15 protein-coding genes are annotated in these 17745 nt (G+C 70.5%); 7 read left to right on the top strand and 8 right to left on the bottom strand.

From position 1 onward, the window contains the following. Positions 1 to 8 precede the first annotated feature (8 nt). Together QSV35_RS11630 and QSV35_RS11625 are read right to left on the bottom strand one after the other, a co-directional pair. Entirely contained in the window at positions 9 to 995 is a 987-nt protein-coding gene (locus QSV35_RS11630) for a proline racemase family protein (RefSeq protein WP_286288915.1), read from the bottom strand. After that, complete coding sequence (locus tag QSV35_RS11625) at positions 992 to 1936, bottom strand: ornithine cyclodeaminase family protein (RefSeq protein ID WP_286288914.1); 945 nt, start codon at positions 1934 to 1936, stop codon at positions 992 to 994. The genes QSV35_RS11630 and QSV35_RS11625 overlap by 4 nt, the downstream gene beginning before the upstream one ends. A 233-nt stretch (positions 1937 to 2169) precedes the next feature. Here QSV35_RS11625 and rpsP point away from each other — a divergent pair, with 233 nt between their 5' ends. The 4 genes from rpsP (at position 2170) to QSV35_RS11605 (ending at position 7409) form a co-directional block, all read left to right on the top strand. Beyond that, complete coding sequence (gene rpsP / locus QSV35_RS11620; RefSeq protein WP_286288913.1) at positions 2170 to 2598, top strand: 30S ribosomal protein S16; 429 nt, start codon at positions 2170 to 2172, stop codon at positions 2596 to 2598. A gap of 2 nt (positions 2599 to 2600) precedes the next feature. Further along, a complete protein-coding gene (locus QSV35_RS11615) occupies positions 2601 to 2831 on the top strand; it encodes an RNA-binding protein (protein ID WP_286288912.1) in 231 nt (76 codons plus the stop codon). Further along, positions 2831 to 3514: a ribosome maturation factor RimM gene (gene rimM / locus QSV35_RS11610; protein ID WP_286288911.1), complete on the top strand. Its 684-nt coding sequence runs from the start codon at positions 2831 to 2833 to the stop codon at positions 3512 to 3514. Before QSV35_RS11615 ends, rimM begins: the two co-directional genes overlap by 1 nt. A 97-nt stretch (positions 3515 to 3611) precedes the next feature. Beyond that, entirely contained in the window at positions 3612 to 7409 is a 3798-nt protein-coding gene (locus tag QSV35_RS11605; RefSeq protein ID WP_286288910.1) for a bifunctional nitrate reductase/sulfite reductase flavoprotein subunit alpha, read from the top strand. Between the two features lie 48 nt (positions 7410 to 7457). On the opposite strand, the gene QSV35_RS11600 is transcribed toward QSV35_RS11605, so the two are convergent. From QSV35_RS11600 to nirB, 5 genes are all read right to left on the bottom strand, one after another. Continuing rightward, the gene (locus QSV35_RS11600) at positions 7458 to 8810 is read right to left on the bottom strand and encodes an MFS transporter (RefSeq protein ID WP_286288909.1); all 1353 of its coding nucleotides are present in this window, start codon (positions 8808 to 8810) and stop codon (positions 7458 to 7460) included. 137 nt (positions 8811 to 8947) lie between these two features. Further along, entirely contained in the window at positions 8948 to 10093 is a 1146-nt protein-coding gene (locus tag QSV35_RS11595; RefSeq protein WP_286288908.1) for a uroporphyrinogen-III synthase, read from the bottom strand. Next, on the bottom strand, positions 10090 to 10848 hold the full coding sequence (gene cobA, locus QSV35_RS11590) for a uroporphyrinogen-III C-methyltransferase (RefSeq protein ID WP_286288907.1): 759 nt from the start codon (positions 10846 to 10848) through the stop codon (positions 10090 to 10092). The genes QSV35_RS11595 and cobA overlap by 4 nt, the downstream gene beginning before the upstream one ends. Continuing rightward, positions 10845 to 11225, bottom strand: coding sequence for a nitrite reductase small subunit NirD (gene nirD / locus QSV35_RS11585; protein ID WP_286288906.1), 381 nt, complete (start codon positions 11223 to 11225; stop codon positions 10845 to 10847). Before nirD ends, cobA begins: the two co-directional genes overlap by 4 nt. Then, the gene (nirB, locus tag QSV35_RS11580) at positions 11222 to 13801 is read right to left on the bottom strand and encodes a nitrite reductase large subunit NirB (RefSeq protein ID WP_286288905.1); all 2580 of its coding nucleotides are present in this window, start codon (positions 13799 to 13801) and stop codon (positions 11222 to 11224) included. The genes nirD and nirB overlap by 4 nt, the downstream gene beginning before the upstream one ends. A 250-nt stretch (positions 13802 to 14051) precedes the next feature. On the opposite strand from nirB, the gene trmD reads away from it, so the two are divergent. Next, positions 14052 to 14741 (top strand): tRNA (guanosine(37)-N1)-methyltransferase TrmD, encoded by a 690-nt coding sequence (trmD, locus tag QSV35_RS11575; protein ID WP_286288904.1) that lies wholly within the window; start codon positions 14052 to 14054, stop codon positions 14739 to 14741. 32 nt (positions 14742 to 14773) lie between these two features. Then, on the top strand, positions 14774 to 16195 hold the full coding sequence (pyk, locus tag QSV35_RS11570) for a pyruvate kinase (RefSeq protein ID WP_286288903.1): 1422 nt from the start codon (positions 14774 to 14776) through the stop codon (positions 16193 to 16195). A 12-nt stretch (positions 16196 to 16207) separates the two neighbouring features. On the opposite strand, the gene map is transcribed toward pyk, so the two are convergent. After that, positions 16208 to 16990, bottom strand: coding sequence for a type I methionyl aminopeptidase (gene map / locus QSV35_RS11565; protein WP_286288902.1), 783 nt, complete (start codon positions 16988 to 16990; stop codon positions 16208 to 16210). Between the two features lie 116 nt (positions 16991 to 17106). Here map and QSV35_RS11560 point away from each other — a divergent pair, with 116 nt between their 5' ends. Then, positions 17107 to 17613 carry an MFS transporter permease gene (locus QSV35_RS11560; protein ID WP_286288901.1) on the top strand — a complete coding sequence of 169 codons (507 nt, stop codon included), beginning with the start codon at positions 17107 to 17109 and terminating at the stop codon, positions 17611 to 17613. Positions 17614 to 17745: the final 132 nt, after the last annotated feature.

The following is a 17745-nucleotide window of genomic DNA, read 5'->3' as shown; positions in this document are numbered from 1 at the left end:
ATGCACGTTCAGCGCAGGCTGAACCCCGAGGCCAGCGGGTCGGCAGGGTCGAGCTCGAAGTCGACCGTGCCGACCCGGAAGGCCTGTCCTGTGATCTCCGGGATGACCCCCTCGTCGGTCCGCTCCGCGACGCGGCCGAGGAAGGTCGTGCCGATGATCGAGTCGTGGGTGAGGGTCTCGCCCTCGGCGAGCTCTCCGGTCGCGGCGAGCAGCGCGATGCGCGCCGCGGTGCCCGACCCGCACGGGCTGCGGTCCACCTCTCCGTCGGCGAACACGGTGACGTTGCGCTGATGCGGGCCGTCGGCCGTCCGACCGAGGTCGTCGACGAGGATCGTGCCGTAGACGCCCGACAGGCGATCGTCGGTCAGCTGGGCTGCGGGATGCTCGTTGAGCGCCCACTTGATCTCGCGGCCCAGACGGATGAGGTCAGGGGTGTGCGGGGGCGTGACCTCGAGGCCGAGGGATGCGGCGGGCAGCGTGGCGTAGACCGCACCGCCGAAGACGAGGTCCGCCGTCACCTCGCCCAGTGAGGTCTGCACGGGGATTCCTCGTGCCAGCACCCGCGACTCCACGTTGCGGAAGACGATCGCGACGGTGCGTCCGCCGGCGCGCTGCACAAGCGCCTGCACGCGTCCGCTCGGCACGTCGATCGAGACGATCGCCTCGCCGTCATCCGGCGCTGCGACGATGCCGCGGTGCACCGCCCAGGCGCCGAGCGCCATCGTGCCGTGCCCGCACGCGGTGGAGAAGCCGTCCTTGTGCCAGAAGAGCACGCCGAAGTCCGCGCCGTCGTCGTCGGGCGGGGTGATGAACCCGCCGTACATGTCGTCGTGCCCGCGCGGCTCGAGGCACAGGAACCGTCGTACCTCGTCCGCGTGACCGGTCATCGCCGCCACGCGACGTTCGGCGACCGTCGCACCGTCCGTGGGGACATCCGTCACGATCCGGAACGGCTCGCCCGCGGTGTGCCAGTCTTCGCAGCTCCAGCGCATCATCGCGCTCCCTCGTCCTCTCGTCTCATCGCCGCGTGCGCGACGACGAGGTCCTGCCAGCCCATCCCGCAGGTCTTGATGACGCGGGGACGGTCGGACGGCGGGATGCGGCCGCCGAACACGTCGTGGAAGGTGAAGAGCTCGGCATCCGTCAAGGGCCCCTCCGCGATCGCCTGGATGACGTCCCCGGCCTCGGTGCGCGCGACGGCGCGCGACTCGACGATGACGTGAGAGCGGCCGAGAAGGTCGGCAGGCAGCTCGCGTGCGTCCGGCTCGTGGGAGCCGACCGCCACGACCACGGCACGGTCGGCGAGCGCGTCGAAGGATGCCACCGGAGTCCGTGCCGTGGTCGCGCACACGACGATGTCGGCCTCGACGAGCTCGTCGGGGGAGCCGACGGCGACGTCGAGTCCGGGTGCGGACGCGTCGGCGACGGCCCGCGCCGCGCGTTCCGGGTCGCGCCCGACGAACCGGACGTGCTCGATCGGACGGATGGCGCGCATCGCCCCGACATGGCGGACGCCCTGCGGACCGGTGCCGAAGACGACGAGGCGCATCGCATCCGGCGCCGCGACGACGTCGGCGACAGCCGCCGACACGGCGGGCGTCCGCAGCGCCGTCAGCTCGGTGCCGTCGATGAGCGCGGTCGGCGTCAGGGTCTCGCCGTCGATCAGGATGTAGAGCCCCTGGATGCGGTCGAGCCCCCGCCCGGGGTTGCCCGGTGCGACAGTGGCGAGCTTCTGGCCGACGAGCGGGCCGACCCGGCCGGGCATCAGAAGGAGCTGTCCGGCGTCGACGTCGACGATCGTGCGCGGGCTGTCGTCCTGCGGATCGAATCCGCCCTCGAGCGTCTCCTGGAGCGCGCGGATCGCGCGACCCATGGAGAGGCGACGGCGGAGGGATGCCGCATCCACCGTCGTCAGTGCCGAGAGGATCTCCGTCATGCCGACCATGGTATCCGGGTGATGTGTGACATTGCACCAGACTTTCCGCACGACTCGCCGCGGCCCGAGCGACACGCGTGTTCGCGGCACCCGTCGCGATCTGGCAGAATTGATGGTTGGACCGCCGCCCGACCCTCTAATCCGGCGAGCGGGCCGACTCTCGAGCTTCCGCCGGGTGTGCACCCCACGCTTCTGGCGACGTTCAACGTTCACACACACCATTCAGGAGAATCGTGGCTGTCAAGATCCGTCTCAAGCGGCTCGGCAAGATCCGTGCCCCGTACTACCGCATCGTCGTCGCCGACTCGCGCACCAAGCGCGACGGTCGCGTCATCGAGGAGATCGGCAAGTACCACCCGACCGAGGAGCCCTCGTTCATCGAGGTCGACTCCGACCGTGCGCAGTACTGGCTCGGCGTCGGCGCGCAGCCGACCGAGCAGGTCCTCGCCATCCTCAAGCTGACCGGCGACTGGGGCAAGTTCAAGGGCGACGCGAACGCCGTCTCGACGGTGAAGACCAAGGAGGCCAAGTCGGAGTTCTCCGTCGACGCCGCCAAGAAGTCGGTCATCAAGCCCAAGGCGGAGAAGAAGGCCGAGGAGGCCGCTCCCGTCGAGGCTGCGGACGAGGCCGCCGAGGCCGAGTCGACCGAGTCGGCCGAATAATCGTGCTGGCCGCCGCGCTCGAGCACGTCGTCAAGGGGATCGTCGATCATCCCGAAGACGTGCGGATCGTCTCGTCCACGTCGTCCCGCGGGGACGTGCTGCAGGTGCACGTGCACGCCGACGACCGTGGCCGGGTGATCGGGCGCGGCGGCCGAACCGCGAAGGCCCTGCGCACCCTCATCGCCGCCCTCGCTGACGGCCGCCGCGTGCGCGTCGACGTCGCGGACGACTGATGGCCGAGGTCAAGGTCCCGCGCAACTCCCCAGACTCGAAGCCCGCGCGCACGCAGCTGCGCGTGGGGCGCCTCCTGAAGGCCCATGGCCTGAAGGGCGCCCTGAAGCTCGAGCTCTACACCGACGACCCGGATGGGCGCTTCGTCCCTGGGGCCGTCTTCACCCTGCAGGTGCCGGAGTCCTCGCCGTGGCACGGCAAGTCCGTCACCATCCGCGAATTCCGCTGGATGAACTCGCACCCCGTCGTGTTCCTCGAGGGCGTCGACGACCGGACAGAGGCGGAGAGCCTCGTCCGTGCGATCCTCTGGATCGACCAGGACTCCGCAGAGGAGGCGTCGGAGGACGACGCCTGGTACGACCACCAGCTCGTCGGGCTCGACGTCGTCCGCGACGGCGCCTCCGTCGGCCGCGTCCTGCGCGTCGACCATTTCCCCGCACAGGATCTCCTCATCGTCAAGAGCGGCGATCGCGAAGTGCTCGTTCCGTTCGTGAAGGCGATCGTCCCCGAGGTGGACATCGCCGCCGGTCGCGTCGTCGTGACGCCGCCGCCGGGTCTGTTCGAAGACCTCGCCGCGTCGGATGAGGACGAGTCGGGGCCCGCCGAGGACGCCGCCGATACCGCCGCAGGCGATGCATCCGCCGCAGGCGATGCATCCGCCGAGGGCGAGTCGGCCGAGGCCTGATCCCTCACATCCTGCGCGCGAGTCGCGTGAGTCTGTCGTGACGGCGACTTAATCCGCGCGAACGCGCTCCGGAACATGGTTTCGCGATCATCGGGCCATGAAGCCCGTCACGCACGCCGTCTGCTCGTACTGCGGCGTCGGGTGCGGTGTCGCCGTCACAGCGGCGCCGGGTCCGAACGGACCCAGGGTCGAGAAGGTCATCGGGAGCCGGACGCATCCCGCCAACAGCGGGCGCCTGTGCACCAAGGGTGCGACCCACGTCGAGTTGATGGCAGCGCCGGGTCGCCTCACGACCGCGCTCGTCCGCCCGACCCGTGAGGAGCCCGCGGCCGCGGCGGGGTTGGACGAAGCGATCGCCGAGACCGGTGCGCGCGTGCGGGCGATCATCGATGAGCATGGTCCGGATGCGGTCGCCCTGTACGTGTCGGGCCAGATGTCGATGGAGGCGCAGTACCTCGCGAACAAGCTCGTGAAGGGCTGCATCGGCGGCATCCACATCGAGTCGAACTCGCGGCTGTGCATGGCGTCGGCGGGGAGCGGCTACAAGCAGTCCCTCGGCGCGGACGGCCCGCCGGGTTCCTACGAGGACATCGATGTCGCCGACCTGTTCCTCGTCATCGGTTCGAACATGGCCGACTGCCACCCCATCCTGTTCCTGCGGATGGCGGACCGGTTGAAGCAGGGCGCGAAGCTGATCGTCGTCGATCCCCGTCGCACGGCGACCGCCGACCGCGCCGACCTGTACCTGCCGATCGCGCCGGGAACGGATCTGGCGCTCCTGAACGGCCTCCTCCATCTCCTGGTCGTCGGCGGCGCGATCGACGCCGACTTCATCGCCGCTCACACCGATGGCTGGGGCGGGATGCCCGAGTTCCTCGCCGACTATCCGCCCGCACGCGTTGCGGAGATCACCGGACTCGACGAGGCCGACATCCGCACGGCCGCGCGCTGGATCGCGGATGCGGACGAGTGGATGACGCTGTGGACGATGGGTCTGAACCAGTCGACGCAGGGCACGTGGCACACGAACGCCATCTGCAACCTGCACCTTGCCACGGGCGCGATCTGTCGCCCGGGCAGCGGACCGTTCTCGCTCACCGGTCAGCCGAACGCCATGGGCGGGCGCGAGATGGGATACATGGGGCCAGGGCTCCCGGGGCAGAGGAACGCGCTGGATGCCGACGACCGCGCGTTCGTCGAGGAGGTCTGGGGTCTTGCTCCGGGGACGATCCGCGCTGAATCCGGGCGCGGGACCGTCGACATGTTCCGGTCGATCGCGGCGGGAGACATCAAGGCGGTCTGGATCATCTGCACGAACCCCGTCGCGTCGGTGGCGAACCGTGCGAACGTGATCGCTGGACTGGAGTCGGCCGATCTCGTCATCGTCCAGGACGTCTTCACCGACACCGCGACCGCGCGCTATGCGGATGTGCTGCTTCCCGCCGCTCTGTGGGTGGAGTCGGAGGGGGTCATGGTCGGCAGCGATCGCACGATGAATCTCGTGGAGCGTGCGATCGATCCGCCCGGCGACGCGTTGCCGGACTGGGCGATCATCTGCCGTGTCGCGGAGGAGATGGGTTACGGCGAGGCTTTCGCGTTCGACACAGCAGCCGAGGTCTTCGACGAGAGCCGGCGCTTCTGGAACCCGCGGACCGGGTGGGATATCCGTGGGGTGACGCACGAGCGGCTCCGCACCGGACCCGTGCAGTGGCCTGCACCTCCCGACGACCCCGAGACGCGGCATCCGATCCGGTACCTCAACGACGGGGTGAGCCAGACGCCGCATCGGGAAGCAGACGGCTCCACGCCTCGGCTCGCCTTCGCCACGCCGTCGCGGCGCGCGCAGTTCCTCGCCCGTCCGCACCTCGGCCCCTCGGACCTGCCCGACGACGAGCACCCGTTCGTCCTGAACACCGGGCGTCTGCAGCATCAGTGGCACACGATGACGAAGACGGGGCGCATCGAGAAGCTCACGCGGCTCGCACCCGACCCGTTCGTCGAGATCCATCCTGACGATGCCCGCACGCTGGGCATCTCCGAAGGCGACCTCGTGGAGATCGCCTCGCGCCGCGGGACCGCCGTCCTGCCGGCCGTCGTCACCGAGCGCGTGCGCCCCGGATGCTGCTTCGCGCCCTTCCACTGGAGCGACGGGCAGCACGCCGTCAACGCCGTGACGAGCGATGCCGTCGACCCGGTGTCCCTCCAACCGGAGTTCAAGCATGCCGCGGTCGCCCTCCGGCGGCTGGCTCCCGCCGCGCGCCCCGTGCTCGCTTCGCCGGTCGTGGCGGCCGGCTCGGGGGAGCCCGCCGGCGTGACGGTGATGTGGGGCTCGCAGACCGGAACGGCGGAGGAACTCGCGGCGACGTCCGTCGCTACGCTCGCCGGACGCGGCATCCCGGCTCGCTCCGTCAGCATGGCGGACATGTCCGTCGACGATCTCTCGGAGCTCGACACGCTGCTGGTGGTGACCTCGACGTTCGGCGACGGAGGCCCCCCGGACAACGCCGCGAACCTGTGGGGTCAGCTCTCGACGGCGGAAGGTCCGCGCCTCGACGGCCTCGACTATGCGGTGTTCGCGATCGGCGACCCGAACTACGACGACTTCTGCGGCCACGGGCGCGGGCTCGACACGCGCCTCGGCGCGCTCGGCGCGACCGCACTCCTGCCGCGCGTGGATTGCGAACCGGACTACGCCGACCGCGCCGCCGCATGGATCGACCGCGTGATCGCAGAGCTCGCTCCCGGCGTACCGGCGGCTCCCGCCTCTGCGGCCCCTGCGGTGAAGCGTCTGTTCACGCGCGACAATCCGGTCCACGCCGAACTCGTCACGAACGTGCTGCTGAGCGGTCCGGGCTCGGCGAAGGAGGTGCGGCAGCTGGGACTGGACATCGCCGACGCCCGGGTCTCGTACGATGCCGGAGACGCGCTCGGCGTCGTGTGTGCGAACACGTCCGCCACGATCGCCGAATGGCTGGATGCGACGGGTCTTGTCCCGCGGAGCATCGTGGAGGTCGACAATGCGGAGCGCTTCCTCGTCGATGCGCTGGCCGGCCTCGACATCACCGCCGTCACCCCCGACCTCCTCGCGTTCGTCGCCGCCCGCAACGCGGATGCGACGCTCGCCACCCTGCTTCGTCGCGAGAACAAGAGCAGGCTCGAGCAGTACCTGTGGCGCACGCAAGCCGTCGACCTCCTGCGCGACTTCCCGGTGGCTGCGAGCACGCAGGAGTGGATGACGGTCCTCAAACGCCTGCAGCCGCGCCACTACTCGATCTCGTCGAGCCCGAAGGAGAGCCCCGGCGAGGTCCAGCTGACCGCATCCATCGTGCGGTTCGAGACCGAGTCCGGTCGCCCCCGGGGCGGAGTCTGTTCGACGTTCCTCGCTGACGGCGCCGGCGCGCCGGTGTTCCTCCGCCGGTCGTCCTCGTTCCGTCCGCCTGCCGATCCCGACGCGCGGATGATCATGGTCGGCCCCGGCACGGGGATCGCGCCGTTCCGCGGCTTCCTGCACGATCGTCGCGCGGACGGGCACACCGGGCGGAACTGGCTGTTCTTCGGCGAGCAGCACGAGGCGACGGACTTCTACTACCGGGATGAGCTCGAGGGCATGCGTGACGACGGCTTCCTCACGCGCTTCGACGTCGCATTCTCGCGCGACCAGCGGCGGAAGATCTATGTGCAGGACAGGATTCTGGAGCACGGCGTCGAGCTGTGGCGATGGCTGCAGGACGGTGCGCACTTCTACGTGTGCGGCGACGCGAGCCGCATGGCGAAGGACGTGGACGCCGCGCTCGCGCTCATCGCACGGCGCCACGGCGGGCTGTCCGAGACGGATGCGGCCGGCTTCCCCGGCTCGCTCATGGCCGAGGGACGCTACCGTCGCGACGTCTATTGACGAATGCGTGAGCGGGCCGTCCGGAGACGGCCCGCCCCGCGCGGAGGCTTAGATCCGCTGCATCCGGAGCGAGCGCCGCGGCAGCACGTAGAAGACGAGTGTGAGCGCGAGCAGGATCGCATAGGCGACGACGAAGCCGACGAAGGCTGCGGTGTACGAGCCGCTCGCCAGGCGAGCGGCGTTGAGGGCCTGCGGGATGATGAACCCGCCGTACGCGCCGATCGCCGAGACGAGGCCGAGGGCCGCGGCCGCCTGGCGCTGAGGCAGCCCCCGCGCGGCGAAGACCGCGGGGATCATCCGGTACGTCGACCCGTTCCCGGCTCCGGCCGCGGCGAAGAGGACGAGGAAGCCGCCGAGGAAGATCCAGAAGCTGTGCAGCGGCATCGTCCAGACGACCGCGCCGGCGACGCAACCCATGACGGCGAACGCGGCCACCGTCACGCGGGCACCTCCCAGTCGGTCGGCGAGGCGTCCGCCCCACGGCCGGGCGAGCGACCCGATGAGAGCGCCGAGGAAGGCGAGGGAGACTGTCGCCCCACCGACCTGGATGCTGGAGTACGTCGGGAACTGATCCGCGATGAGTTTCGGGAAGACGGCTGCGAACCCGATGAAGGAGCCGAACGTCCCGATGTAGATGACGGCGAGCATCCAGAGGTGCGGCTCGCGAAGCGCGGCGAGGGAGGCGCCGACATCCGCCTTCGCGGACGACAGGTTGTCCATGCGGCGCCACGCGCCCCACACCGCGAGAAGGATGAACGGGACCCACATCCACCCGGCCAGCGACATGCCGAGCGCAGCGCCGGCGCCCAGCGCGACGACGACCGGGACGGCGAACTGCGCGACCGACGTACCGAGGTTCCCTCCTGCGGCGTTGAGGCCGAGCGCCCAGCCTTTCTCTCTCTGCGGGAAGAAGTAGGTGATGTTCGCCATGGAGCTGGCGAAGTTCCCGCCGCCCAGGCCCGCAAGCGCTGCGACCCCGAGCAGCACCGCGAACGGCGTGTGCGGGTTCGCGACGACGACACCGAGGGCGATCGTCGGAACGAGGAGGAGACCGGCAGAGATCATCGTCCAGTTGCGTCCGCCGAAGCGCGCGACCATGAACGTGTAGGGGAAGCGGAGGGTCGCGCCGACGAGGCTCGGCAGGGAGATCAGCCAGAAAGCCTCCGAGCTGGACAGGGTGAAGCCGGCGCCCGGCAGCAGCACCACCACGATGCTCCAGAGCTGCCAGACGATGAAGCCGAGGAACTCGGCGAGGATCGACCACGCCAGGTTGCGCCGGGCGATCGCACGCCCCTCGGCATTCCAGAACGCGGCGTCTTCCGGGTTCCAGCCGTGGATCCAACGGCCGGGGCGGTGGATGAGGACGGATGTCGAGCGGTCGGGGGCGGTCGTCGTCGTCATGGTGCTCCTCTCGCCGTGCTGCACGGCTCGTCGTGTGACACGACGCTAGGGACGCTGTGTTCCGGCCTGAGACGCGCGGGGTTGCCGCCGGGTCACACTCTCGTCACGACGAGGGTGCGAGACCGGTGAGGGCCGCGTCACGCCGGCGAAACACGAGGCTCGGCGAGGTCGAGCCGATAGCCGCGCTTCACCACGGTCTTCACGACACCGGCGCCGAGCGCGTCCCGTACGCGGGCGACGGCCATCTCGACCGCGTGCGGATTCTCGCCGGAGCGGGGCAGCGCTCGCTGGATGGCGGGGCGCGACAGCACGGCGCCGTTCGCGTCGAAGAGGGTGCGCACGACGTCGGCGCCCGTGCGCGAGAGCGGGATGAATCGCCCGTCCAGCACCGCACCGGAGCTGCGCAGTTCGAGCCTGCCCGCGGCAGTCTCGCGACTCGGCGCGCGCCCTGCGCCGTAGTGGCCGACCACGGCCCGGACGAGGGAGCCCAGGCGCCCGCGTTCGGCGACGAGCGGCATGAGGCCGGCGCGTTCGAGCGGCTCCGCGGTGATAGGTCCTACGGCGGCCGCGAGGACGCGCTCCGCGTCGACGAGGGCGCGGATGCCGTCGAGGACGCCCGCAGAGCCGGCCGCGCCGACCCATGCGGCCGCGCCGGGCGCCGACGTGAACAGGACGGCGTCGATGTCGCCGTTCGCGGTGTCGGTCACCGAGCGTGTGACGGCATCGGGATCCGGCGGCGGCCCCCATCGGTACACGGTGAGGCTCACGACATCCGCTCCGGCGCCCTCGAAGAGATCGTCGAGACCGTCCGCGCCCGAGCCGTGATGCTGAACCGCGATGCGCCGGCCGGCCACTCCTTGCGCAAGGAGATACTCGCCCAGCTCGGCGGAGGTCTCCGACTCCGCGACCCAGTCGGCCGTCAGTCCCGCCTGCTGGATGGCGCCCCGGGCCTTCGGGCCGCGCGCGACGATGCGAGCCCCACGGAGCGCGGCGAGGAGCTCGTCGAGGTGCCCGGCCTCGTCAGCGGCCTCCATCCACCCGCGGAAGCCCACCCCCGTGGTGGCGACCACGATGTCGGGCCGGTGTTCCATGAGCTCCCGCGTTCGCGCGAGCAGCGTCTCGTCGTCGATGTGGGGGAGGATCGTCAGGGCCGGCGCGTGCCGTACGACAGCACCGTGCCGTTCGAGCGCGGCGGCCAGCTCGCCCGCGCGCCGGTCGACGGCGATCACCATCGTGCAGCCTGCGAGGACGGTCGAGAGCGGAGGTCGGGGCGCGGACGTCACGGGACGACCCCGTTCGCCACCCCGGCCGAAGGAAGGAGCAGATCGGCGCGCGCCACGTCGCCGACCACGATGACGGCCGGGTTGCGGATGCGTGTGCGCCCCGCGTCGAGGACGATGTCGCCGAGCGTGCTGCGCGTCGTCCGCTGATCGTGATGATGGCCGCGTTCGACGATCGCGACGGGGCGGTCGGCGGGGACACCGGCGCGGAGCGCGTCGGCGACGATCCGGGGGAGCGCGCTCACGCCCATCAGGATGACGGTCGTCACCTGCTCGTCGCGCAGCGCCGCACGTGTCGAGGCGGTGAGCTCGGTCTGCCCGTGGACGACGTGGACGGCCGTCGCGACGCCGCGGTGCGTGACGGGGATGCCCGCGGCCTGAGGGACCGCGACGGCGCTCGTGATCCCCGGCACGACCTCGACGGGGATGCCGGCGGCGAGGCACGCGGCGACCTCCTCGCCGCCGCGTCCGAAGACGAAGGGGTCGCCGCCCTTCAGCCGCACGACGTGGAGGCCGGCGCGCGCGCGATCGATGAGGAGCGCGTTGATCCGGTCCTGGGGCACGGGGTGGTGTCCTGGATGCTTGCCGACATCGATCACCTCCGCGTCCGGCTTCAGCTCGCTCCGGATGTCGACCGGCCCGAGCCGGTCCATCACGACGACGTCCGCATCCGTGAGCCGCCGCCATGCTCGCAGGGTCAAGAGGTCGAGGGGGCCGGGGCCACCGCCGATGAGATCGACACGCCCGATCCGGGTCATCGCACCGCCTCGATGCGGAGGAAGACCTCGCCGTCGTCGACGGCCGCGGGCCATACCCGCAGGTCGTGACGCTCCTTCCCCTGCGTGTCGAGGCACACGCCGGTGCGCAGGTCGAAGACCTGCTTGTACATGGGGGAGGCGACGGTCGGGGCATCCGCGCGCGTGCCGACGATGCCGCGCGCGATGACATGCGCACCGCAGTACGGGTCGAGATTCGCGATCGCGTGGACCCGACCGCCGTGCGTCAGGAAGAGCGCGACCTGCTCCTCGCCGACGAGCGCGGCGCGTCCGCGTTCGACTTCCAGGTCGGAGAGCGAGCAGACGTGCACCCATGAGGGGGCATCCGTCTGCGAATCGATCGTGTCGGTCCATGTCATCGGCGCACCTCCAGCGTCGTTCCGGCGATGACGACGTGTCCGTCGGCTCGGTCCTGCGCGGTCGCGGGTCGCGGCTGTCCGCGCTCGGCCGCGTAGGCGAGCGAAGGGTCCGGCATGGTCGGCGCGTTGACGAAGGAGGCGAACCGCCGGAGGCGGTCGGGGTCCTCCAGCGTCGCGCGCCACTCGTCCTCGTAGGAGCCGATGTGCCGGGCCATCGCGGCGTCGAGGTCCGCACAGAGGCCGAGACTGTCGTCCAGGACGACGGCGCGCAGGCCGTCGACACCGCCCTCGAGCTCCTCGAGCCATGGCGCCGTGCGCTGCAGTCGGTCGGCGGTGAAGATGTAGTACATCAGGAACCTGTCGATCGTCCTGATCAGCGCATCGTCGTCGAGGCCCTCGGCGAGGAGCACGGCATGCCGTGGCGCGAAGCCGCCGTTGCCGCCGACGTACATGTTCCAGCCCGACTCGGTGGCGATCACCCCGACGTCCTTCCCGCGTGCTTCGGCGCACTCGCGTGCGCACCCGGACACACCGAGCTTCAGCTTGTGCGGAGAGCGAAGGCCGCGATATCGCAGTTCGAGCCGGACAGCCATGCCGACCGAGTCCTGGACGCCGTAGCGGCACCACGTCGATCCGACGCACGACTTCACCGTGCGCAGGGCCTTCCCGTACGCGTGGCCGGACTCGAAGCCGGCATCCACGAGTCGCCGCCAGATCTCGGGCAGCTGTTCGATCCGCGCACCGAACAGGTCGATGCGCTGGCCGCCGGTGATCTTCGTGTAGAGCCCGAAGTCTCGTGCGACGGCGCCGATCGACAGGAGTCCGTCGGGTGTGATCTCGCCACCGGGGATGCGGGGGACCACGGAGTAGCTGCCGTCCTTCTGGAGGTTCGCCATGACGTGATCGTTGGTGTCCTGAAGCGTCGCGTTCTCGCCGTCCAGGATGTGCCCGCGGACGAGCGTCGCGAGGATGCCGGCCAGGGTCGGCTTGCAGATGTCGCAGCCGCGACCGCTCCCGAACCGTTCGATGACCGCGCTGAACGTCGTGAGTCCGGACACCCGGACGGCGTCGAACAGCTGGCGCCGGGACAGGTCGAAGTGCTCGCACAGCGCGCTGCTCATGACGGCGCCCGTGGCGGCGAGTTCGGCGCCCACGATCTTCTTCACCGTCATGACGCACGAGCCGCAGGCGGCCCCCGCCTTGGTGCAGCGCTTGACGTCGGCGACGTCGGCACACCCCTCGTCTCTCACCGCATGCCGGATGGCTCCGGCGGTCACGCTGTTGCAGGAGCACACGAGTGCGTCGTCGTCGAGGTCGCCGGATGGTGCGGCGAGGCCGCCCTCGGGCAGGAGATAGGCCGCGGGGTCGCCCCCGAGCGCGCCGCCGACGAGTGGGCGCAGCGCGCCGTAGGCCGAGGCGTCGCCCACGAGGACGCCTCCGAGGAGTGTCTTCGCGTCGTCGGAGAGCACGAGCTTCTTGTACAGGCCGGCGACGGGATCGGAGTACACGACGTCCAGGGCGCCCGGGGTCGTCGCGAACGCGTCGCCGAAGCTGGCGACATCCACTCCGGACAGCTTGAGCTTCGCCGACAGGTCGTATCCGGGGAACGTGGCGTCGCCGCCGAGGAGGCGCGAGGCGACGACCTCGGCCATCGCGTAGCCCGGGGCGACGAGCCCGACGCACTGTCCGCCGAAGTTCGCGACCTCGCCGATCGCGAAGATGCGCTCGTCCGAGGTCCGGCAGGCGGCGTCGATCAGCACTCCGCCGCGCGGGTCGACATCCAGCCCGGAGGCGCGCGCCAGTTCGTCGCGAGGACGCACCCCCACCGTGAACACCACGACGTCGGTGCGCGCGTACGTGCCGTCGCGGAATTCGAGCCCGGTGACCTGACCGGTGCGGTCGGGGTCGAGCCGCGTCGTGATGGCGCCTGTGCGCACGCCGATCCCGCGCGACTCGATGAGTCGACGCAGCGCGTCGCCCGCCGGCAGGTCGAGCTGGGCGGACATCAGCCGGTCCGAAGCCTGGATGACGGTGGATGCGACTCGGAGTCCCTGCAGCGCGCCCGCGGCCTCGAGCCCGAGCAGACCACCCCCGACGACCGTGCCGGTGAGCGGCCGCGCGAGCTGCTCCGCGCGGCGCTCGACGAAGGCGCGCAGCCGCTCGACGTCGTCGAGCGTGCGATAGACGAAGCATCCTTCGAGGCCGAATCCCTCGACCGCGAGCCGCGCGGCGTAGGAGCCCGTCGCGAGCACGAGCTGGTCGTATCCGACGCTCGTCCCGGTCCGTGTCGTGACGCGTCGCGCGGACCGGTCGATGCGGGTCACCGGGTCGCCGGAGAGGAATCGGACCCGTGGGTCGTCGAGGACCGAGCGCTCGAGCGTGAGCTCGTCGGCGGTCGAGCCCGAGAAGAACGACGTCAGACCGACGCGGTCGTAGGGGTGCCGCCCCTCCTCGCCGACGACGGTGACCCGCCAAGAACCGTCCGACCGGCTCAGCAGGCTCTCGACGAAGCGGTGGGCGACCATTCCCGCGCCGACGACCACGACGTGCGCCGGACGATCGCGGACGGTGCTCATGGCCTCACCGTACGAGGACGTTGTTGCGCGGGTGTCAGCGGATTGTTTCGGGCTGTTGACGTCGCGTCGGTGCATGTGCGCGGTCATGGCGTCTCCGTTCCACGAGGGGCCTGGCGTGGCGGCCACGCTAAGCGGGCGGTGTTTCGCGCGCGGCGGCGCGGGATTGCCTGCAGCGAACGGTTCCCTCACATCGGCGTGCGACCGTTGGTGAGGACGGGGACTCGGCGGGTCGCCCGGCTAGCATCGACGGGTGCGCATCGACGTCCTGACGATCTTCCCCTCCTTCTTCGACGTGCTCGAGGTCTCGCTCCTCGGCAAGGCTCGGGGTGCAGGGCTCCTCGACGTCCGCGTGCACGATCTGCGTGACTGGACGCATGACCGGCACCGCACCGTGGACGACACGCCCTACGGCGGCGGGGCCGGCATGGTGATGAAGCCGGAACCCTGGGGCGAGGCGCTGGATGCCGTGACCGAGGGGTCCGAGCGTCCCGTCATCGTCTTCCCGTCTCCGGCCGGTGAGGTCTTCTCGCAGCGCACGGCGCGCGCTCTCGTCGAGACCGACCACCTCGTCTTCGGCTGCGGGCGGTACGAGGGGATCGACGAGCGCGTGTTCGCGTATGCGGCGACGCTCGGGGAGGTGCGCCTCATGAGCCTCGGCGACTACGTCCTCAACGGCGGGGAGGTCGCCGCGATGGCGATGATCGAGGCGGTGGGCCGCCTCATCCCCGGCGTCGTCGGCAACCCCGAGAGCCTCGTGGAGGAGTCGCACGAAGACGGCCTGCTCGAGTACCCCTCGTACACGAAGCCGTCGTCGTGGCGGGGATACGAGGTCCCGCCGATCCTCTTGAGCGGCAACCACGGCGCGATCGCGGATTGGCGTCGCGCGCAGCAGATCGTCCGCACGCGCGAGCGCCGCCCCGACCTGATGCCCGGCGAGTAGTGCGCCGCCGCCCGAGGGGGCAGACTGTCCGCATGCGGCGAGCGAAGATCGTGGCGACTCTCGGACCGGCTACGGAGGACGACGGGACGATCGATGCGCTCATCGGCGCCGGCGTCGATGTCTTCCGGCTGAACCTCAGTCACGGCGATCGCGCGACCCACGAAGCCGCGTACGCGTCCGTGCGGCGCGCGGCCGCCGCCGCTGGTCGCCCCGTCGGCATCCTCGCCGATCTGCAGGGACCGAAGATCAGGCTCGGCGCCTTCGCCGACGGCGCTCAGCCGCTCGCGCCCGGCGACGACTTCACCATCACGACCGAGGACGTCCCCGGGACGCGCGAGATCGCGAGCACGACGTATGCAGGCCTCGCTGCGGACGTCGCCCCGGGCGACACGATCCTCATCGACGACGGACGTGTGCGGCTGCGGGTGATCGAGACGGACGGCGTCCGCGTGCACACGGTGGTCGTGGTCGGCGGCACGGTCTCCGACCACAAGGGGATCAATCTCCCGGGCGTCGCGGTGAGCGCGCCGGCCCTGACCGCGAAAGACGAGTCCGACGTCCGCTGGGCGCTCGCACTCGGGGTCGACCTCATCGCGCTGTCCTTCGTGCGCAGTCCGAAGGACGTCCTGCGCGTACAGGTGGTCATGGCCGAGGAGGGGCGCCAGATCCCGGTGATCGCCAAGATCGAACGACCCGAAGCGGTCGATCGGCTGCAGGAGATCATCGACGCGTTCGACGGCGTGATGGTCGCCCGCGGCGACCTCGGCGTCGAGCTCGCCCTCGAGTCCGTTCCCATCGTGCAGAAGCACGCGATCGAACTCGCGCGCCGATGGGCGAAGCCGGTCATCGTCGCGACGCAGATGCTCGAGTCGATGATCGAGCACCCCGTGCCCACGCGCGCGGAGACCTCGGATGTCGCGAACGCCGTCATCGACGGAGCGGATGCCGTCATGCTCTCCGGAGAGACGAGCGTCGGCGCCCATCCGGTCGCGACGGTCGAGACGATGGCCCGCATCATCGCCTCCACGGAGGACCACGGGCTCGACCGCATTCCGCCTCTCGGCACGAGACCGCACACGCAGGGGGGCGCGCTCACGCTCGCGGCGCTGGAGATCGCGGAGTTCGTGGATGCCTCGTACCTCTGCGTGTTCTCGCATTCCGGCGACTCCGTCCGCCGGCTCTCGAGACTGCGGCATGGGACGCCGATCATCGGCCTCACGGATCTCACGAGCACGCAGTCGCAACTCGCGCTCGTGTGGGGCGTTCAGCCCTACGTTGTTCCGCTCGCTGAGACGACCGACGGGCTCATCCGCGAGCTCGACGACCTCCTGCGGTCGACGGGGCACGCCCAGGACGGCGACCACGTGGTCGTGATCGCGGGGGCGCCGCCCGGGACGACGGGATCGACGAACAACGTGCGCGTGCACGTGGTCGGCGGGCTCGCCGGCACCTGAGCCCGGCCCGCCTCAGCGGACGCCGAGGTAGGAGCGGTCGGTCAGGACGATCGGTCCGTCCGCCGTCATGGCGACGGTGTGCTCGGAGTGCGCGCCCCGCGAGCCGTCGACGCTGCGGAGGGTCCAGCCGTCCGGGTCGGTCACGAGCTCGTCCGTCGTCGCGAGGAACCACGGCTCCAGGGCGAGGACGAGTCCGTCGCGCAGGGGATACCCGCGCCCGGTTTTGCCGTCGTTCGCGACATGAGGATCGCCGTGCATCACGCGGCCGACGCCGTGGCCGCCGAAGTCGGTGTTGATCGAGTAGCCCTCGCCGTGCGCGACCGCGGCGATCGCCGCGGAGATGTCGCCGATGCGGTTGCCGACGGTCGCCGCGGCGATCGCCGCATCCAGCGCCCGTTCAGTCGTCTCGATGAGCCGGAGGTCCTCGTCCCGCGGCGTGCCGACGATGAAGGAGACGGCTGAATCGGCGACCCAGCCGTCCACCGAGACCGCGAAGTCGAGTGAGACGAGGTCTCCGTCGCGCAACGCGTAGTCGTGGGGGAGGCCATGCAGGACCGCGTCGTTGATCGATGTGCAGATGACCTTGCCGAACGGGCTCGCGCCGAACGACGGGTGGTAGTCGATATAGCAGGACTCCGCGCCCGCACGGCGGATGAGGTCGTGCGCGCGACGGTCGATCGCGAGGAGGTTCGTGCCCACCTTCGTCTCATCCCGCAGGGTCGCCAGCGTCTCGGCGACGAAGCGGCCGGCGGGTCGCATCTGCTCGATCTCGGCGGGGGTGCGCAACTCGATCATCGGGTTCCTTCCGTTCCGATCCATTCTCGCGGATACGGCGTGCGATCGCTGTGAGGATGCCCCGCGCGGCGCCCGGAGGGCTCCGGAGCGTGAGCCTCCGGCGTACCATCGGAGGCATGTGGCTGCGGCGTGGTTTCTTCGGGTGGCTCTTCCCGTCGGCCTTCATCCTGCCGCTGTGGCTGTTCGTCGCGTGGCTCATCTTCAGCCGGGGCGGCTGGGCCTTCGTGTGGGTCCTGTTCCTCGCGATCCCGTCGGTCTTCATCGGCCAGATGATCCTCGCTCTGCTCGTGCGTGCGCGGGGGACGGTGCGGGCGCAGCGCGCCGTGTCCTGGTGGGATGTCGCGGGCTTCACGATCTGGCACTGCCTGACGATCTCGCTCGGCTTCTACAACACGACGTGGTGGGCGCCGGTCTTCATCCTCACGGTGTTCGTCTTCGTCGGGCTCCTGTGGCTCGTGCTGTGGGAGCTGTGGCGGGAGGCGAAGCCGACGGCCATCGTGCGCTACACGTCGACCGGAGTGGGCTACATCCCCGCGGAGCAGCCGACGTCGTCGCCCACGGCAACCGTCGCCGATCCCGAGGTGATCGTCATCACCGAGGCGAAGCCGCCGTCGGCTCCCTGACGTTTTTGCCGCACGCGTCATCCATGGCAGAATGGATGTTTGTGCCCTGAAAGGTTCTGCCTCAGGGGAATCACGCCGTCTGGCCTTGCCGGCGGTCCGGGGCACCGACATCCTTTTCCCAACGACATCTCG

The organism is Microbacterium candidum (assembly GCF_030315975.1).
Lineage (GTDB): Bacteria > Actinomycetota > Actinomycetes > Actinomycetales > Microbacteriaceae > Microbacterium > Microbacterium candidum.
The sequence above is the reverse complement of the archived record's forward strand: the minus strand, read 5'-3'. Positions and strand labels throughout refer to the sequence as shown.